General features: G+C 73.6%; 14 protein-coding genes and 1 pseudogene. 5 read left to right on the top strand and 10 right to left on the bottom strand.

What is annotated here, in order from left to right; genetic code table 11:
* Positions 1–16: 16 nt before the first annotated feature.
* Positions 17–1,984, bottom strand: coding sequence for a DUF5107 domain-containing protein (locus ACFWB8_RS16470; protein WP_385226559.1), 1,968 nt, complete (start codon positions 1,982–1,984; stop codon positions 17–19).
* Positions 1,985–2,077: 93 nt separating this feature from the next.
* On the opposite strand from ACFWB8_RS16470, the gene ACFWB8_RS16465 reads away from it, so the two are divergent.
* A complete protein-coding gene (locus ACFWB8_RS16465; RefSeq protein WP_385226557.1) occupies positions 2,078–2,623 on the top strand; it encodes a DUF664 domain-containing protein in 546 nt (181 codons plus the stop codon).
* Here ACFWB8_RS16465 and ACFWB8_RS16460 read toward each other — a convergent pair.
* A complete protein-coding gene (locus tag ACFWB8_RS16460; RefSeq protein ID WP_385226555.1) occupies positions 2,516–3,415 on the bottom strand; it encodes an arginase family protein in 900 nt (299 codons plus the stop codon). The two genes, ACFWB8_RS16465 and ACFWB8_RS16460, sit on opposite strands and share 108 nt — an antisense overlap.
* Positions 3,416–3,460: 45 nt before the next feature.
* Entirely contained in the window at positions 3,461–4,018 is a 558-nt protein-coding gene (locus ACFWB8_RS16455) for a GNAT family N-acetyltransferase (protein ID WP_385226553.1), read from the bottom strand.
* 33 nt (positions 4,019–4,051) lie between these two features.
* Between ACFWB8_RS16455 and ACFWB8_RS16450 the strand changes: the two genes are divergently transcribed.
* Positions 4,052–4,768 carry a hypothetical protein gene (locus ACFWB8_RS16450; protein ID WP_385226551.1) on the top strand — a complete coding sequence of 239 codons (717 nt, stop codon included), beginning with the start codon at positions 4,052–4,054 and terminating at the stop codon, positions 4,766–4,768.
* Positions 4,769–4,798: 30 nt separating this feature from the next.
* Here the strand turns inward: ACFWB8_RS16450 and ACFWB8_RS16445 are convergent, their stop codons facing one another.
* From ACFWB8_RS16445 to ACFWB8_RS16430, 4 genes are all read right to left on the bottom strand, one after another.
* The gene (locus ACFWB8_RS16445; RefSeq protein ID WP_385226550.1) at positions 4,799–6,856 is read right to left on the bottom strand and encodes a prolyl oligopeptidase family serine peptidase; all 2,058 of its coding nucleotides are present in this window, start codon (positions 6,854–6,856) and stop codon (positions 4,799–4,801) included.
* Between the two features lie 10 nt (positions 6,857–6,866).
* Positions 6,867–8,210 carry a M20/M25/M40 family metallo-hydrolase gene (locus ACFWB8_RS16440; protein WP_385226548.1) on the bottom strand — a complete coding sequence of 448 codons (1,344 nt, stop codon included), beginning with the start codon at positions 8,208–8,210 and terminating at the stop codon, positions 6,867–6,869.
* The gene (locus ACFWB8_RS16435; RefSeq protein WP_385226546.1) at positions 8,203–9,036 is read right to left on the bottom strand and encodes a M55 family metallopeptidase; all 834 of its coding nucleotides are present in this window, start codon (positions 9,034–9,036) and stop codon (positions 8,203–8,205) included. The genes ACFWB8_RS16440 and ACFWB8_RS16435 overlap by 8 nt, the downstream gene beginning before the upstream one ends.
* A 194-nt stretch (positions 9,037–9,230) precedes the next feature.
* The gene (locus ACFWB8_RS16430) at positions 9,231–9,674 is read right to left on the bottom strand and encodes an SRPBCC family protein (protein ID WP_385226544.1); all 444 of its coding nucleotides are present in this window, start codon (positions 9,672–9,674) and stop codon (positions 9,231–9,233) included.
* A 357-nt stretch (positions 9,675–10,031) separates the two neighbouring features.
* Between ACFWB8_RS16430 and ACFWB8_RS16425 the strand changes: the two are divergent.
* From ACFWB8_RS16425 to ACFWB8_RS16415, 3 genes and pseudogenes are all read left to right on the top strand, one after another.
* Positions 10,032–10,346, top strand: a pseudogene (locus ACFWB8_RS16425) (radical SAM protein); the annotation flags it as partial.
* A 115-nt stretch (positions 10,347–10,461) separates the two neighbouring features.
* The gene (locus ACFWB8_RS16420; protein WP_385226541.1) at positions 10,462–12,051 is read left to right on the top strand and encodes an alpha/beta hydrolase; all 1,590 of its coding nucleotides are present in this window, start codon (positions 10,462–10,464) and stop codon (positions 12,049–12,051) included.
* Positions 12,052–12,075: 24 nt separating this feature from the next.
* Positions 12,076–12,507: a RidA family protein gene (locus ACFWB8_RS16415; RefSeq protein WP_385226539.1), complete on the top strand. Its 432-nt coding sequence runs from the start codon at positions 12,076–12,078 to the stop codon at positions 12,505–12,507.
* On the opposite strand, the gene ACFWB8_RS16410 is transcribed toward ACFWB8_RS16415, so the two are convergent.
* The 3 genes from ACFWB8_RS16410 to ACFWB8_RS16400 form a co-directional block, all read right to left on the bottom strand.
* Positions 12,504–14,063 (bottom strand): FG-GAP-like repeat-containing protein, encoded by a 1,560-nt coding sequence (locus ACFWB8_RS16410; RefSeq protein WP_385226537.1) that lies wholly within the window; start codon positions 14,061–14,063, stop codon positions 12,504–12,506. The two genes, ACFWB8_RS16415 and ACFWB8_RS16410, sit on opposite strands and share 4 nt — an antisense overlap.
* A gap of 173 nt (positions 14,064–14,236) precedes the next feature.
* Positions 14,237–15,802 carry an FG-GAP-like repeat-containing protein gene (locus ACFWB8_RS16405; RefSeq protein WP_385226535.1) on the bottom strand — a complete coding sequence of 522 codons (1,566 nt, stop codon included), beginning with the start codon at positions 15,800–15,802 and terminating at the stop codon, positions 14,237–14,239.
* 51 nt (positions 15,803–15,853) lie between these two features.
* On the bottom strand, positions 15,854–16,366 hold the full coding sequence (locus ACFWB8_RS16400; protein WP_385226533.1) for a hypothetical protein: 513 nt from the start codon (positions 16,364–16,366) through the stop codon (positions 15,854–15,856).
* Positions 16,367–16,401 lie beyond the last annotated feature (35 nt).

The following is a 16,401-nucleotide window of genomic DNA, read 5'->3' as shown; positions in this document are numbered from 1 at the left end:
CGCCGCCGGGGACGGCCTAAACCGGTGGGCGCATGCGGAAGTCGTAGTGGGGCGGAAGGGGGCGGTCGGTGAGGGTGGACCAGACCTCGGAGAGGGTTTCGTCGCCCTCACGGAGGTCGGGGAGCTCGAAGCCGTCTTCGAAGACGCGGCGGGCCGCGACCACATGGCCCTCCGCCGCCAGCAGGCGGGCGGCCAGCAGCCGGAAGCGGCCCTGGTCGCGCAACGCCGGCCGGAGCCGGTCCCAGACGGACCGCGCCGCCGCCAGGCGGCCGGCCGCCAGCAGCGCCGCCATCGCCTCCCGCCCCAGCGCGGACTCGGCGGCCAGCCACTCCGCGCTGCCCCGGCTCTCCTGCGCGAGGTCGTCGAACGCCTCGGCGTACGAGGCCGCCGCCCGCGCCCGGTCACCCGCCAGTGCGTCCGCCACCGCCATGCACCTCAGCAGCGGCCACCGCGACGGGGCCAACGCCAGCCCGCGCTCCCAGCTCCGCACCGCCTGCGCCACATCACCGGCGTGCCACTGCGCGACACCGAGGTGGTACTCGGTCAGCGGGTCCGCCGGGGCGGTCTCCAGCATGTCCCGCCAGTGCGGGGCCACCAGGCTCGGCCCCGGCGGCGCCACCCGCCGCGGGGCCGGGAAGACGCCGGTGCGCCACAGCTCCAGCCAAGGGGCCTGCGCCTCGCCCAGCGAGGACTCGGCGAAGGGCGTGCCCGGCAGTTTGAAGCCCCCGCAGAGCACCTCCAGCGCGCCCCACCCCGAGCCGACCGCCAGCCTCTCCCCCGGTTCGGTGTCGGCGTCGGCGCGCCACGCCTCGTACGCCGCCTCGACCCGCTCCCGCGGCAGGGCCGCCGCCAGCGCCGCCTCCGCCGAGGCGCGCGCCGCCGCCCAGTCGCCGCCGTGCACCGCCGAAGCGTCGGCCGACAGCGCCCCGTACGCCTCCAGCCAGCTGAACTCCGCCCCGGCTTCCAGCCGTACGTGCTCCAGCTGGGTCCGGGCCAGCCCCGCCTGGATCTCCGCGTAGCCGCCCGTACCCGGCTGCGTCAGCCACTCCTGCCAGCGCCGCCCGCCACCGCCCGCGCCCCACACGAAGAGCTTGCGCCCGCGCAGCCGCGCCGTCGAGGTCTGCACGAGACCGCGGCCCTCGGCGTCCAGCGAGGCGATCCAGGGCCGCTCCCCGTCCCGGACCTCGTAAAAGAAGTCGGCCGGGTACTCGCTGCGCAGCGGGTACGTGCGGTCCGCGCCCTCCCACTGCGGTACGGGGATGCGCCGCAGCGAGCGCTCGTACCCGAAGTGCCAGGCCTCCTCGGCCGGGGCCAGCACCCGGGTGCCCTCGTCTTCCGGTACGGCGATGTTGGACCACCAGTACACGGGCGCCGGGCGCTCGTGCGGATTGCGCACGCGGACGCCGACGTACAGGAACTCCGAGTCCTCCGGCAGCCACAGGTCCACCTGGAACGGCAGGTCGCGCAGCCGCTCCCACTCCCACAGCCGCACCATCACGCCCCCGTCGGGCGCCGGGACGAGCGCGGCGTGCACGGGGGCGCAGGAGAGGGTGGTGTGCCCGGTCGCGCCGATGTTCCACTCGATGCCGCCGGAGAACCAGGCGCCGTTGAGCGCGAAGTTGGCGGGTTGGAACACCGGGTTGCGGTACAGCAGTTCACGACCGGACGGCGGGTGGACGAGGGAGTGGATCCGGCCGCCGAGGCCCGGCAGCACGGTGACCCGCAGGTGCTCGTTCTCGATGACGACCGACTCGAACTCCCGCTCTTGCCGCTGCCGTTGGTACCCGTCGAGGAGCCGGACGGGCAGCACCGAGCGCAGTGGCTCGTACCCGATCTGGCGCGCCATGTCGCGCGGCAGCCCGTCGCGCGAGCGCTCGTCCAGTACGTGCACGCCGTCGGGCGCACGGAGGGCGGGCAGCGGGTTCTCGTGCCCCAACGGGGCCGCGGGAAGGGTCAGCAGGGCACGTCGGACGGTGGTGGCCATGAGGGCATGGAACACGCAGCGGCGGCCGGTGCACAGGGGTTTCGCGGATCACCACCGGTCAGGATTACGCAAAGATGCCTCATCATGGCGGACGTGACCAGCAGGACGAGCCCCGACCCCGGTCCGAGCCGAAGAGCCGGCCTTTCCCCCAGGGCCGAATCCGAGCGCCGGTTCGACGGCCCCGCGACCGGCGACGAGCGCCGCATGATCACCGACATGCTGGCGGCCCAGCGCACGACGCTACTGCTCAAGTGTTCAGCTCTGGGACCGGAGTTGTCCCTGCGGCCGGTCAGTCCTTCCACCCTCTCGCTGCTCGGACTGGTCCGCCGCCTCGCCGACGTGGAACGACGCTGGTTCCGGCGGGTGCTGGCCAAGGAGGACGCGCCGGCGCTGTTCTCCTCGCAGGACGACCCGGACGGCGATTTCGACGGCGCCGCGGACGCCCCGGGAGTCATCACCGGGTCCTGGGAGGCCCGGCGGGCCGAAGTGGCCTACCCCCGGTTCGCGGTTCGCGGTTCACGACTCACGGCCCTACGTGAACGCCCCCGCCACCAGGTCCGCGAGGAGCGCCCCCGCCCGCCCGTCCGGGTCCAGGTCCGGGTCGTAGATGGTGACGTTGAGCCCCACGCAGCGCGGTGAGCGCACCAACACACCCAGCAGCTCGGCGAGTTCGTCCGGGATCAGGCCGCCGGGGTCCGGGCTGTCCACGGCCGGCATCACGCTCGGGTCCAGGGCGTCCGCGTCCAGGTGGACCCAGAACCCGGAGGTCACCGGCGGGTGCAGCCCCTCCAGGGCCGTGCGCGCCACCGGCCCGGCGCCTCGGTCGCGGATCGCGCCGACCGTGGCGGCGAAGAACCCGGCCGCGCGCAGCTCCTTGAGGTCCGGGTCCCCGTCCCGCAGTCCGAAGAGCCGCACGTCCTCGTCCCGCAGGTACGGGCGGAGCCCCTCCAGGTCGGCGAGATCGGCCTGGCCGCGCCCGGTGGACAGGGCGAGCTCCTCGCCGCCGGCCGCGCCGACGGGCCCGTTCACCTCGGTGTTCCCGGGGTGGCGGAAGTCGGCGGAGCCGTCGATCGCGGCCAGTCCGTACCGCCCGAGCCGCCGCATGGCGAGGGCCGCGCCGAGCTGGATCGAGCAGTCCCCGCCCAGTACGACGGGGAACTCACCGGCCCGCAGGTGCTGCTCGATCCGGTCGGCGAGGGTGACCGTGTACGCGGCGAGGGCGCCAGCGTGGAAGACCCCGTCGCCCTCCTGCCAGTCGCCGCGGTCGTAGCGCGGCGGGACGACGACACCGCCCTCGCGTGCACCGAGCCGGGCCAGCAGGCCCTGTTCGCGCAGGGCGCCGGCCAGCTTGTACACGCCGGGCACGGCGCCGGGGGCGGGCGGCCGCAGGCCGAGGTTGGACGGGGCGTCGAGGAGTACGAGGCTTCTCATGCCCTCATCCTGGGCGATGTCCGTGCCACGGGCGCCGCATTTGCGTCATGACGGCACAGTGGCCGTGAGGGCCCAGCGCTCGTGGTCCCGCCAGGCGCCGTCGACGTGCAGGAAGTCCGGGGAGAACCCCTCCAGCCGGAAGCCCCGCCCCCTGACCAGGGCGATCGAGGAGGTGTTGCCCGGCTGGACGTTCGCCTCCAGGCGGTGCAGCCCGAGGGCGCCGAATGCGTGGGCGAGGACCAGGTCCAGCGCCTCGCCCAGCAGCCCCCGGCCGGCGGCGTGCGCGAAGGCCCCGTAGCCGAGCGCACCGCACCGGAAGGCGCCGCGCACGATGTTGTTGATGTTGACGAAGCCCGCGATGGCCCCGGTCTCCCGCTCACAGACGAGGAACCCGGCCCGGCCGCCGCCGTCGGCGTCCCCGTCGGCGTCGATCAGCCGGGCCGCGTACGGCTCGTACTCCTCGACGGTCGCGGGCGGGAACAGCCACGGCCGGTGCAGCTCGCGGCTCTCGCGCACGCGGGCGGTGAACTCGGCTCCGTCTGCCAGCCGGTAGGGGCGCAGCCCGACCCGCTCCCCCTCGGCGAGGTACGTGGAAAAGGTCATCCGCCCAGGCTAGTGCTGTGGCAGGATCCCGGTGTGATCATCACCCACGACACCCCTGCACTTCTGCTCGCGGCGGCGCGCAACAACGCCGACTGGTGCGACGCGGTCTGCCGCGGCCACGGACTGCGGCCCGAGTTCGCCGCGGACGCCTGGACCAGCTCGCTGCGCACCCCGCCGATGTACCCCGACGCCGTCTCCCTCACCCCGGAGGCCTCGGCGGACACGATCGCGGCCGCGATCGACACCGACGCGCCCGGCTGCTCGGTGAAGGACAGCTTCGCCACGCTCGACCTGGTCCCGGCCGGCTTCGAAGTGCTCTTCGAGGCGCAGTGGATCCACCGCCCGGCCGGGGCCGCGGGCGCGGCGGACTCGCGCCTGGAGTGGTCCGAGGTCGGGGACGCCGGGGAACTGGAGGCCTGGGAGGCCGCCTGGGACGGCGAGGAGAGCACCGGGCTCTTCCGCCCGTCCCTGCTCGGCGAGGGCATCGTCTTCCTGGCGGGCCGCGCCGGGGGCCGGATCGTCGCCGGCGCCGTCGCGAGCACCGGCGGTGGCGTGGTGGGCGTGTCCAACCTGTTCACCCGGGACGAGGCCGACACCGACGCCGCCTGGGCGGGCGTCCTGGCCCGGATCGCCGCCCGCTGGCCGGACCTGGACGTCGTCGGCTACGAGCACGGGGCCGACCTGGACGCCGCCGTCCGCGCCGGGTTCACCTCGCTCGGCCCGCTCCGCATCTGGGTGCACACGGCCTGACGCGCGTCCCGGCCGTCAGGCCGCGGGCCGTCAGGCGCGCAGCTCCAGCCGTGGGATGTCCGTCCGCTCGATCCCGAACACCTGGGCGTACAGCGACAGTTCGGCCTCCAGCGCCCGGACCATCGTCTCCGCCCGCCTGAAACCGTGGCCCTCGCCCTCGAAAGCGACGTACGCGTGCGGCACCGGGCGGCCGCGCATGGCGGCCAGGAGGCGCTCTGCCTGGGCCGGCGGGCAGACTGGGTCGTCCAGGCCCTGGAGCAGCACGAACGGGGCCGTGATCCGGTCCGCGCGGGCCACCGGCGAGCGCTCGCGGCAGCGCCTCGCCAGCGCCTGCGGCGGCCCGGCCAGGCCGTCGATGTAGCGGGACTCCAGGTCATGGGTCTCCTCGGCGAAGCCGAGCAGGTCCAGCACCGGGTAGATGATCGCCGCGCAGGCGTACAGGTCGGTGGCGGCCAGTGAGGCCGCCGCCGTCCAACCGCCCGCGCTGGCGCCCCGGATGGCGAGCCGGTCGGGGTCGGCGGTGCCCTCGGCGGCCAGGGCCCGGGCGACGGCCGCGCAGTCCTCGACGTCGACCACGCCCCATTGCTCGCGCAGCCGTTCCCGGTAGGCGCGCCCGTAGCCGGTGGAGCCGCCGTAGTTCACCTCGACCACACCGATGCCGCGCGAGGTGAAGTACGCGATGTGCAGGTCCAGTACGGGCGGCACGTGGTCGGTGGGGCCACCGTGCGCCCACACCACGTACGGGGGCAGCTCGTCGGCCGGGGCCCGGCGGGCCGGGTGGTGCGGCGGGTAGACGTGCGCGTGGATCTCCCGGCCGGCGGGGCCGAGGAAGGTCCGGCTCTGCGGCTCCGGGTAGTACGCCGGGTCCACGGGGTCCACCCCCGCCGAGCCGATCACCCGGGCATGGCCGGTGGCGGTGTCCAGCTCCACCACCTCGTACGCGCTGCGGGGGCTCGCGGCGACCCCGTAGACCCGGCTGCCGCTGACGGCGAGGGTGGGCTGCCAGGCCGTCCACGGCCCGGCCGCGTCCACCAGGTCACCGCTCTCCGGGTCGAGAACGCCGAGCACGGAGGAGCCCTGCCCGTGCAGGACGGCGACGAGCCCTCCCCCTGAGCCGTCGGCCCGGGAGGTACCCCCTGGCAGCGGGGCGAGCCACCGCAGCCCCGGTTTCCACAGGGGGCCGCCGAACTCCTCTTCCCTCGGGCACAGGTTGACGGCCTCTCCCGACACGGGATCCACCCGGTACGGGTTCCACCAGCCGCCGCGGTCGCTCACCGCGAGGAGGGTGCCGCCGGGGGTCCACTCCACCTGGGCCACGGCCTCGTCCGGGCCGCCGAGCACGGTACGGGCCTGCGCGAGCCGGCCGTCCAGCGTGACCTCGGCGAGCCTCAACTCGGTCCCGTCCCACGGCATTCGGGGGTGGTCCCAGACCAGCCAGGCGGCGCTGAGCCCGTCCGGCGACAGCCGCGGCCCGGTGGTGAACCGGTACCGGTCGTCGGTCAACTCCCGCACGAGGGACCGGTCCTCGGCGGCCGATCCGTCCAGTGGTACGGCGGCCAGCACGCGGCGCACGTCGGTCGGCGCGGGCCCGGTGAACTCCTCCAGCACGCACCAGACCTCGCCGCCGCGCAGCACCGGGTCGGCCCAGCGCAGCCCGCCACCCATCGAGGAGACGGGCGTGAGGGGGCGCGGCCGCGATCCGTCCGGGGCTCCGGGCGCGTCGGGTTCGTACGCGTACAGCCGCTGGTCGGCGAAGTGGACGAAGACCAACAGGGGCCCGCCCTCCAGGCGTTCGACGCCCGCCCAGGGCGCTCCGCCGTACTCCGTGACCCGGCTGCGCACGTTCCACGGCGCGGGCAGCGCCGCGGCCTCGGGACCGCCGTCCGCGGGCCGGCGTACCAGCGTGCGGCGGCCGCCCTCCCGCGGCCGGGGCTCGGTCCACCACACCTCGGCACCGACCGTGCCCACGTACTCGGGCCGGCCGTCGAGCGACGCGGCGAGCGCGGCGTCGATGGGCGAGGGCCAACTGCCGTAGGCCCCGGCCCCGGCCCCATCCCCATCCCCGGCCCTGGTCGGCTCCACCCTCACCCGGTCCCCCTCACAGCGTCCGCAGCGCGCGGTCGAGGACGCGGACACCGAAGTGCAGCGCATCGACCGGCACCCGCTCGTCCACCCCGTGGAAGAGGGACCAGTAGTCGAATCCGGGCGGCAGCTTGAGCGGGGAGAAGCCGTAGCCGGTGACACCGAGCCGGGAAAACTGCTTGGCGTCGGTGCCGCCCGCCATGCAGAAGGGGATCACGTTCCCCTCGGGGTCGAAGTGCTCGATGGACTCGCGCAGGATCCCGAACGTCCGCCCGTCCACGGGGGCTTCGAGCGCCACCTCGCGGTGGTGGAACTCCCAGTGCACCTCGGGGCCCGTGAGCGCGTCGAGGGTGGCGATGAACTCGGCCTCGCCGCCGGGCAGCATCCGGCCGTCCACGTACGCGGTGGCCTGGCCGGGGATCACGTTCAGCTTGTAACCGGCGCTGAGCATCGTCGGGTTGGCGCTGTTGCGCACGGTCGCCTCCACCAGCGCGGCCGCCGGACCCAGCTTGCCGAGGACCCGCTCGAGGTCGAAGTCGCGGCTGCGCGGGTCGACCGAGAAGCCCTGCAAGGCGGCGAGTTGGGTGATGCAGGCGGCGACGGTGTCGGTGAGCCGCACGGGCCACTCGTACTCGCCGATCCGGGCCACCGCGGCGGCCAGCCGGCTGACGGCATTGGCCCGGTTGGGCTTGGAGCCGTGCCCGGTGGTGCCGCGGGCGGTCAACTTCAGCCAGGCGGTGCCGCGTTCACCTGCCGCGATCGGGTAGAGGGCCTGACCGGACCCGGTGTGGACGGTGAAGGCACCGGACTCGCTGATGCCTTCGGTACAGCCCTCGAAGAGGTGGGGGTGGCGGTCGGTGAGGAAGCCGGAGCCGTCGACGGCGCTGTCCTCCTCGTCGGCGGTGTAGGCGATCACGATGTCCCGGCGGGGCCTGACGCCCGCGCGCGCCCAGGCGCGTACGACGGCGAGCACCATGGCGTCCATGTTCTTCATGTCGACCGCGCCGCGGCCCCAGACCACTCCGTCGCGGATCTCGCCGGAGAAGGGGTCCCCGCTCCACTCGGCGGCCTCGGCGGGGACCACGTCGAGGTGGCCGTGGACGAGGAGGGCGGGAGCGGTGGGGTCGGAGCCCTCGATCCTGGTCACCACGTTGGTGCGGCCGGGGGTGCGTTCCAGCATCGCCGGCTCCAGGCCGATGGCCGCGATCCGCTCGGCGACGTACTCGGCGGCGGGTCGCTCGCGGCAGTCGCCGCCGCCGCGGTTGGTCGTGTCGATGCGGATCAGACCGGAGGTGAACTCGACCGCCTCGTCGAGCGCCGTCCGGTCGACGCAGGGATTCAGGTCGTACATGTCAGCCATACTGCTCCTCCACAGCCGCCGAGACGACTGTCGTGACCGCCTTGAAGGTCCGGATCCCCTCGTACATCGTCCCGCTGGTGTAGGCGACCCGGCGTTCCCCCGACCGCGTGATGCCGGGGACGAGCGTGGCCGCCATCGCCAGGTGCTCGGCGTCGAATTCCAGCTCCACCGTGAACGGACCGCCGCGTACGGGTTCGCGCCGGACCGCGAGCGCCGTGGCTTCCTTGGCGGCGGCGCGGATGTCGGCGGCGGTGCGGGCGGGGGTGCGGCAGACGGCCGCGTACCGCGACACGTGGTCCTTCACCGCCACGGTCACCGCGCCCGGGGCGTAGCCGGCCGCGTCGACGCAGGTCAGGTCGTCCCCGGTGACGAGGACGACCGGTACCCCGTACTCGGCGACGACGTGGGCGTTGAGCAGTCCCTCGCTCGCGCGGACCCCGTTGACCCAGACCCCGGTGATGGAGTTGGCGAGGTAGGTGTGGGCGAGGACCCCCTCGGAGCCGGCGCCGGTGTGGTAGCCGACGAAGGCGATGCCGTCGACGTCCCCGTGCTGGACACCCTCGACCATGGAGAGGGTCTTGTGGCGGCCGGTGAGCATCTCGGCCCGCGCGTCGAGGCGCTCCAGCAGCAGGTTGCGCATGGTCCAGTGGGCCTCGTTGACGAGGACCTGGTCGGCGCCGCCGTCGTAGAAGCCGAGTACGGCGGCGTTCACGTCGGAGGTGAACAGCGACCGGCAGCGCTCCCATTGCGGAGTGCCGGGCAGCACGTCGGCGGGCCAGGTGACGCCGGTGGCGCCCTCCATGTCGGCGGAGATGAGGATCTTCATCGGGCCCCCGGGCGGTCGGCTGCGCTCAGCTCCCCCACCCTAGCCGCCCGTCCCCCTCGGGACCTCGGGGCCACGCCCCGCCGCGGCGGGCTTCAGCCGGTCGGTCCCGCCGGGGGGCGGCCGCCGCCCCCCGGGGCGGCCGGTTCACCCGATCCGGTGAGGCCGCACCCCGGCCCCACCGTCAACGACCGCGCTCAGCCCTTGACTTCGGCCGCCAGATTGGCCAGCACGGTGTCGTAGATGCGGGTCAGGCCCTTGGGCGCGAAGGTCCGCTCGAAGAAGCCGCCGATGCCGCCGGCGCCGTTCCACACGGTGGTGATCACGGCCTTCGACTTGCCCTCGCCCGCCGGGGTGACCGTCCAGGTGGTGACCATGGAGGAGTTGCGGTCCTTCTCGACCAGCTGCCCGTCGGTGGGCTCGGTGACCTCCAGCAGGCAGTCGCGTACCCGCTTGCTGGTGGCCTGGAGCTTCCAGTGGACGAGGGTGCCCTCGCCGTCGCCGCCCTCGCGCACCTCGTACTCGCTGAAGTGCTCGGGCAGGAGCTTGCCCCGGGTCCCGGTGTAGTCCGCCAGCGCGTCGAACACGGTCTCCGCGTCGGCCGCGATGATCCGCTCCGTGGTGGCCTCGACCTGCGCCATAGCTGTTCCTCCAGCAGTTGTGATCGCTCGTCACCGCGAAGCCAACCACCTCCGGGGCGGCCGCCCAAATCCGGGGGCGCCGAAAACCGCTCCGCACGATCACGGGAACGTTTGTTCTCTTCTCGGAGAAGAGCTACCGAGGGAGGCGCACCATGCGCCGGGACAATCTGACCGAGGACACCGGCAACACCGGGGACACCGGGGACACCGCCGACGGGGCCGCGCTCACCGGCCCCGCCGCGCTCTTCGGGACCGACGGCGTCGTCACCCGTACCTTCGACACCCCCGAGTTCCGCGGGATCACCTTCCACGAGGTACGGGCAAAATACCTGCTCAACCGGGTCCCCGGCGCCTCCCCTCGCGGAGGCCGGGGCGGTGGCCGTGACACCCCTCGTACTCCATCTGCGGCCCGGCGCGCGCGAGTGGTTCACGGCCCGGCCGGGCGAGCACCACCCCCGCCTCGTGGAGCGGTACGCGCGGATGTACGCGGGCGGCTCGTACGCGCCCACCCGGTACCAGCGGCAGATCACCCGCCAAGTCCACCAGCTCGCGGCGGAATTCGGCATCGGCCCGGGCGGGTGCGGCGCCGCGCGGCGGGCCCTCGTCCCCGAGCGGCCGGAGGGGGCCGAGGCCCCCGTCGCGGTCCGGCCCACCCAGCTGACCCTGCTGTGACGGCCCGACACGCCGCCTGAAGAGTCATCACATCGGGCCAATAGGCTGCACAATCCCGCCTTCCGGGCGCGGGTTCCGGGACGATTCCGCCCAGAACCCTCGGCTGGGAGGCCCCATGCTCCGACCCTCGATCCGCCCCTCGACCCTGAAGAGGCGCGCCGCAGTCCTGCTGTCGATCTCCACCGTGACCGCCGCCCTGGCGGGCCCGGTCACGGCAGCCCCCGTCGCGCCCGCGCCGGTCGGGGCCGCTGCCGCCGCACTGAAGTGGGCCGGCTGCTCGACCCCGCGGTACCCCACCCTCCAGTGCACCTCCCTGCGGGTCCCGCTCGACCACGACCGGCCGGGCGGGCGCATGATCTCGCTGGCCCTGACCCGGGTCCCGCACACCGCCGCCACGTCCCAGGGCCCGCTGCTGGTCAACCCCGGCGGCCCCGGCGGCAGCGGCCGCACCCTGGCCGGGTACGTCGCCAGCGCGCTCCCCAAGGACGTGGCCGCCCAGTACGACGTGATCGGCTTCGACCCCCGCGGCGTGGGCAAGAGCGAGCCGGCCCTGGACTGCGGTTCCGGGTACTTCTCCCCCGTACGCCCGGACTCGGTACCGCTGGACGAACAGACCGAGCGGGCCAACCTGGAGCGGGTCAGGAATTTCGCCGAGTCCTGCCAGACCAAGCACGCGGACGTGCTCCCCTACATCGGCACGGTCTCGGCGGCCCGCGACATCGAGGCGGTGCGCATCGCCCTCGGCGCGCAGAAGATCAGCTACTTCGGCTACTCCTACGGGACGTACCTGGGCGCGGTGTACGCCAAGCTCCACCCGGAGCGGGTGCACCGTCTCGTCCTGGACTCCGTCGTGGACCCGAGCGGCGTCTGGTACGAGGACAACCTCGCCCAGGACGAGGCCTTCGACGCCCGCCACAAGGCCTTCCTGGCCTGGGTCGCGCAGTACGACGACAAGTACCGGCTCGGCAGCGACCCGGCGGCGGTCGAGCGGAGCTGGTACGCGATGCGGGATTCGCTGCGCGGGACGCCGGCGGGCGGCAAGGTGGGCCCGGCCGAGCTGGAGGACACCTTCCTTCCGGGCGGCTACTTCAACGGCTACTGGCCGCACCTCGCCGAGGCCTTCTCGGCGTACGCGGTGGGCAAGGACCCCAAACCTCTGGTGGCGGCGTACCAGCGGTTCGGCGCGGTGGAGCCCTCCGCGGGCAACAGCTACAGCGTGTACACGGCGGTGCAGTGCCGGGACTCGGCGTGGCCGAAGGACTGGAACGAGTGGCGTACGGACATGTGGCGCACGCATGCCAAGGCGCCGTTCATGACGTGGAACAACGCCTGGTACAACGCCCCGTGCGCGTTCTGGCCGGGAGAACCGCTCCGGGCCCCGGACGTGACCAACGCCGACCTTCCGCAGGCGCTCCTCTTCCAGGCGACGGCCGACGCGGCGACCCCGTACGAGGGCGCGGTGAGCATGCGCGACAAGCTGGCGGGCGCGGCCCTGGTGGTCGAGGAGGGCGGCGGCAACCACGGCATCTCGCTGAGCGGCAACAAGTGTCTGGACGAGAAACTGTCCGCGTACCTGATCACGGGCAAGGCCGCGGACGCCACCTGCCCCGCGCAGCCGGCTCCCAAGCCGGCGACGGCGACCCGGGTGGTCCCGCCCTCGGCGGGCGGCGCCGCCCTGCACGGGCTGCTGGGCTTCCGGGGATGATCTCCAGCGGGCAGGATCAGGGGCATGACCGCTTCTGATCCTTCGCCCGCCCGTAGCCACCTCACCCGGATCGCCGCTCCGGAGGGCGTCAGTCCGGGGGTCAACTACAGCCATGTCGTCTGGGGTACGGGGCGGTTCGTCGCCGTCTCCGGGCAGTGCGCCCTGGACGAGAAGGGCGAGGTGGTGGGCGTGGGCGACGCCGCCGCCCAGTCCCGGCAGGTGTTCGAGAACCTGCGCCGGTGCCTGGCGGCGGCCGGGGCGGCCTTCGACGACGTGGTGAAGCTGACCTACTTCGTCACGGACGTCACCCACCTCCCGGCCCTCCGGGCGGCCCGCGACGAGGTGATCGCCCCGGACCGCCTCCCGGCCTCCTCCGCGGTCCAGGTCAGCGCCCTGTTCCACCCCGAACTCCTGGTGGAGGTGGAGGCCTTCGCGATCGTCCCCCAGCCCTGCTAGGGCTGTGGGGTGATGACCGTGCCGACGGGGTTCCAGCCGTGCGGGCCCGAGGGGTCGCCGCCGTCGAAGAGGTAGGCGCTGACGCCGGCGTCGGACCCGCCGCCGGTGAGCAGGTAGTCCGCATGGCTGTCGGCGTTGAAGTCGACGAGCTGGACCCGGGTGTGGTCGGTGGTCACACCGGTGGCGGTCCGGCCGAGCACCTGCCAGCCGCCGTGCCCGTCGCCGCCCCGGTTGACGTAGGTGGTGACGGCGCCGCCGGGGCTGATCATCCAGTAGTCGGCCCGGCCGTCACCGTCGTAGTCGGCGAGACGCACCCGGCCGCGATCGGTGGTCGTCCCCGTGGCGATCTGCCCGAGGGAACGCCAGTCGCCGCGGCCGTCGCCGCCGCGGTTCAGGAAGGCGGTGACCGCGCCGTTGTCGGCGATGGTGAGGTAGTCGGCCCTGCCGTCGCCGTCCCAGTCCGCGAGGCGGACCTGTTCGCTGCGGTTGGTGGTGCCGGTGGCGACCCTGCCGAGGTCCTTCCAGCCGCCGCCGACGTCGCCGCCCCGGTTGAGATGGACGTTGACGGCGCCGTCGGCGCTGATCGTCCAGTAGTCGGCGCGGCCGTCACCGTCGAAGTCGGCGAGGCGCACCCGCGCGCGATCGGTGGTGGTCCCGGTGGCGACCCGGCCGAGGGCCTCCCAGCCGCCCCCGCCGTCGCCGCCCCGGTTGAGCCACGCCTTGACCTCGCCGTCGGCGGCGATCGTCAGGTAGTCGGGGCGGCCGTCCCCGTCGAAGTCGGCCCAGCGGACGGCGCCGGCTCCGCCGGCCTCGTTCCCCGCACGCGGCGCGCGCGGCCGTACGCCCCAGCCGTCGGCGACGGCCTGCTCGAGGCCGTCGTGGAAGGTCAGGGCCATCTTGCGGTAGCCCGCGTCATTGGGGTGGAGGTGGTCGGGCAGCTCGGTCGCGACGTCCAGGCGGGGCGGCTCGACGTAGCGGAATCGCTCGCCGCGGCTGCGCCGGGCGCTCTCCTCGCCCTGGATGACGGCGTTGAAGACCCGGGTCTGCTGCTCGAATCCGGTGGTGTCGGTGAGCAGGCCCTGGACGATGACGCTCACGCCGGGCCGGTTCGCCAGTACGCGGTCGATGAGGGAGGACAGCCGGCGGGCCGCTTCCTCGGGCTCGGCGTGGTTGTTGTGGAGGTCGTTGATGCCCAGGTGCAGCAGGACCACGTCCGGGTCGGCCGCGGCCTGCCAGCCGTCGATGTTGCGTCGGACGTCGTCGATGGTCCAGCCGCTGTGGCCCTCATTGTCCCCGTCCGCGACGGCGCCGAAGGAACCGGAGCCGACGAAGTCGGGGGTGTAGCGGGACTGGCCGGCCATCAGGTCCCAGAGGGGCGCCCGGTATCCGGCGCCGTTGGAGCTGTTGGAGCCGGCGGTGATCGAGTCACCGAGCGGCATGATCCGTACGAGGGGCGGGGCGGGCTGCGCGGCGGCGGTGGCGGTCGTGGCGCCGAGCCCCACGGCGGCGATGGCCGCGAGCAGCGTGAGGCTGAGGGCGACGGTGCGTTTCATCATGCGTGCGATGCCTTAGGGGTGTGCGGAGCGGCCCCGCCTACGCATCCGCCCACCTCGCTCTCCTTGAGGGGACGACCGGGGTGGGCGGATGCGGCGTGCGGGGTCAGGCGGGTCGAACGGGGTCAAGCGGTGTCAAGCGGTGTCAAGCAAGGTCAAGCAAGGTCGCACGGGGCTCAGGTGCCGCTGGCGACCTTGCCGAGGTCGACCCAGCCGTTGCCCGGGTCGCCGCCGTTCCAGGCGAAGACGGAGGCGCTGCCGCCGACGCCGGCGAGGACGTAGTCGGCGTGGGTGTCCGCGGAGAAGTCGACGAACTGGACCTTGGTGTGGTCGGTGGTCAGACCGGTCGCGATCTGGCCGACGACCTGCCAGCCGTTGCCCACATCGCCGCCGCGGTTGACGTAGAGGTCGACCTTGCCGTCCGGCTTGATGACGTAGTAGTCGGCCTTGCCGTCACCGTCGGCGTCCGCGAAGCGGGTCCGGTTGCGGTCGCTGGTCATACCGGTGGCCACGCGGCCGATGTGCTGCCACGGAGCCACCTGGTCGCCACCGCGGTTGAGGTAGACCTCCACGGCACCGCCGTCGTTGAAGACGAGGTAGTCGGTCTTGCCGTCGCCGTCCCAGTCCGCGAAGCGGACCTTGCTCGCGTCGTTGGTGACGCCGGACGCGACCTGGCCGATGGACTGCCAGCTGCCGTGGCCGTCGCCGCCGCGGTTGAGCCACACGTTGACCGACCCGTTGGCGTTGACGACGATGTAGTCGAACTTGCCGTCACCGTCGAAGTCCGCGAGGCGTACGCGGGCGCGGTCGGTGGTCGTGCCGGCGGCGACCTCGCCCAGGGTCTCCCATCCGTTCACGCCGGCGGGGTCGCCGCCGTGGTTCAGCCACACCTTGACCGCGCCGTTGTCGGCGATGCTGACGTAGTCGGGCCTGCGGTCGCCGTCGAAGTCGGCCCAGCGCACGCGGTCGGTGCCGCCGGCCTCGTTGGAGGCGGCGGAGCGCCGCGGCTCGGTGGTCTTCGCCACCCACGCGGCGAGGTCGTCGACCCGCGTGGAGATCGCCCCGGTGCGGGTCTCGGCGGCGTCGGTCGCGAGGCAACCACCCTGCCAGGACTTGGCGTTGATGCCGACGAGCTCGCCCTTGGCGTTCAGCAGCGGGCCGCCGGTGTCGCCCTTGCAGAGGACGTCGGTGCCCTTGCCGGTGAGGGCGAGGGTGGTGGCGTCGGTGGTGTTGGTGGTGAAGGTGCCGGTGTGCAGCTTGCCCGGGACCCACTCGGTCTTCGTACGCCCGAACCCGGCCGCCGTCAGGTCGACGCCGGCGGCGGGCGCGGCGGGCGCGGCCTTGACCGTGGCCAGGCCCTTGGCCGGCGCCGCGAGGCGGGCCAGGACCAGGTCGCGGTCGGCGCGCGGGGCGAGCTCGGTGACTTCCACGGCCGTACCGTTGCTCAGGGTGGCGGTGGCCTTCAGCGCGGGCTTGCCGGCCGGGACCTGCTCACCGGGCGTGGTGGCGAAGCAGGAGGCGGCGGTGGCCACCCACCACTCGTCGACCAGGGCCGCGGTGCAGGCGCGGGAGTTGGCCTCGTCACCGACGTTCAGCTTCGCGACGTAGGCGTACTGGCCGGCGGGGGCCTCGGGGCCGGTGAGGGCCTGGGCGGAGCCGGCGGAGACGAGGGCCGTGGTGACCGCGGTGGCGGTGACGATCAGGCCGGTCATCCGCTTGGCGCGGGGACGGAGTGCAGACATGGGTGAGCTTCCTTACGAACGTGGGTCGGCGTTGGGGTGGGGAACCGGTGGTCAGCCGGTGACGCGGAGTTCGAGGAGGATGGAGCGCTCGCCGGTGTCGCCGGCCTCGCCGAAGGGCTTGTAGTCGTTGGCGGGGGCGTCGATGACGGTCTTGTCGGTGCCGTTGGCGGTGATGGTGGCCTTGACGGGGAACGCCTCGGTCCAGATGCCGAAGGCGTCGGGGAGTTCGAGGGTCACGTAGCCCTTGGCGGCGTTGACGTCGAAGCAGTACAGCTTCTGCCCGGTGCGGGACTTGATGGTGATGTCGGGGGTCCCGTCGCAGGTGGTGAGGGTGATGTGGCCGTCACCGCGCTTGAGGACGATCTGCTGCTCGGCCTGGATCTTCGCGGCGTTCGGGTACGCGAAGTCCTCGACGGCGGTGGGCATTTCGGTGCCGGCCGCCGCGGCTGCGGCGGCGGACTGCGGTCCGGCGTACGCGACACCGAGCGTGGCCGCCGCGGCGAGCGCGGTGGCGGTGCCGACGAGACCGGTGAACAGTGCCTTGCGGGCACGGGATATCGCCATGAGTTTCCCCCTGATACGGGCCGCGCGCGCGGCCC

Source organism: Streptomyces sp. NPDC060031, from assembly GCF_042736805.1.
GTDB lineage: Bacteria > Actinomycetota > Actinomycetes > Streptomycetales > Streptomycetaceae > Streptomyces.
Note: the sequence above shows the minus strand (reverse complement) of the source record. Positions and strands in the feature narration are given on the sequence as shown.

Excerpts from the sequence above, each read along its gene's own strand:
- ACFWB8_RS16470 (WP_385226559.1), bottom strand. The coding sequence starts at position 1,984 with ATGGCCACCACCGTCCGACGTGCCCTGCTGACCCTTCCCGCGGCCCCG.
- ACFWB8_RS16460 (WP_385226555.1), bottom strand. The coding sequence starts at position 3,415 with ATGAGAAGCCTCGTACTCCTCGACGCCCCGTCCAACCTCGGCCTGCGG.
- ACFWB8_RS16455 (WP_385226553.1), bottom strand. The coding sequence starts at position 4,018 with ATGACCTTTTCCACGTACCTCGCCGAGGGGGAGCGGGTCGGGCTGCGC.
- ACFWB8_RS16440 (WP_385226548.1), bottom strand. The coding sequence starts at position 8,210 with ATGGCTGACATGTACGACCTGAATCCCTGCGTCGACCGGACGGCGCTC.
- ACFWB8_RS16435 (WP_385226546.1), bottom strand. The coding sequence starts at position 9,036 with ATGAAGATCCTCATCTCCGCCGACATGGAGGGCGCCACCGGCGTCACC.
- ACFWB8_RS16430 (WP_385226544.1), bottom strand. The coding sequence starts at position 9,674 with ATGGCGCAGGTCGAGGCCACCACGGAGCGGATCATCGCGGCCGACGCG.
- ACFWB8_RS16420 (WP_385226541.1), top strand. The coding sequence starts at position 10,462 with ATGCTCCGACCCTCGATCCGCCCCTCGACCCTGAAGAGGCGCGCCGCA.
- ACFWB8_RS16415 (WP_385226539.1), top strand. The coding sequence starts at position 12,076 with ATGACCGCTTCTGATCCTTCGCCCGCCCGTAGCCACCTCACCCGGATC.
- ACFWB8_RS16410 (WP_385226537.1), bottom strand. The coding sequence starts at position 14,063 with ATGATGAAACGCACCGTCGCCCTCAGCCTCACGCTGCTCGCGGCCATC.
- ACFWB8_RS16405 (WP_385226535.1), bottom strand. The coding sequence starts at position 15,802 with ATGTCTGCACTCCGTCCCCGCGCCAAGCGGATGACCGGCCTGATCGTC.
- ACFWB8_RS16400 (WP_385226533.1), bottom strand. The coding sequence starts at position 16,366 with ATGGCGATATCCCGTGCCCGCAAGGCACTGTTCACCGGTCTCGTCGGC.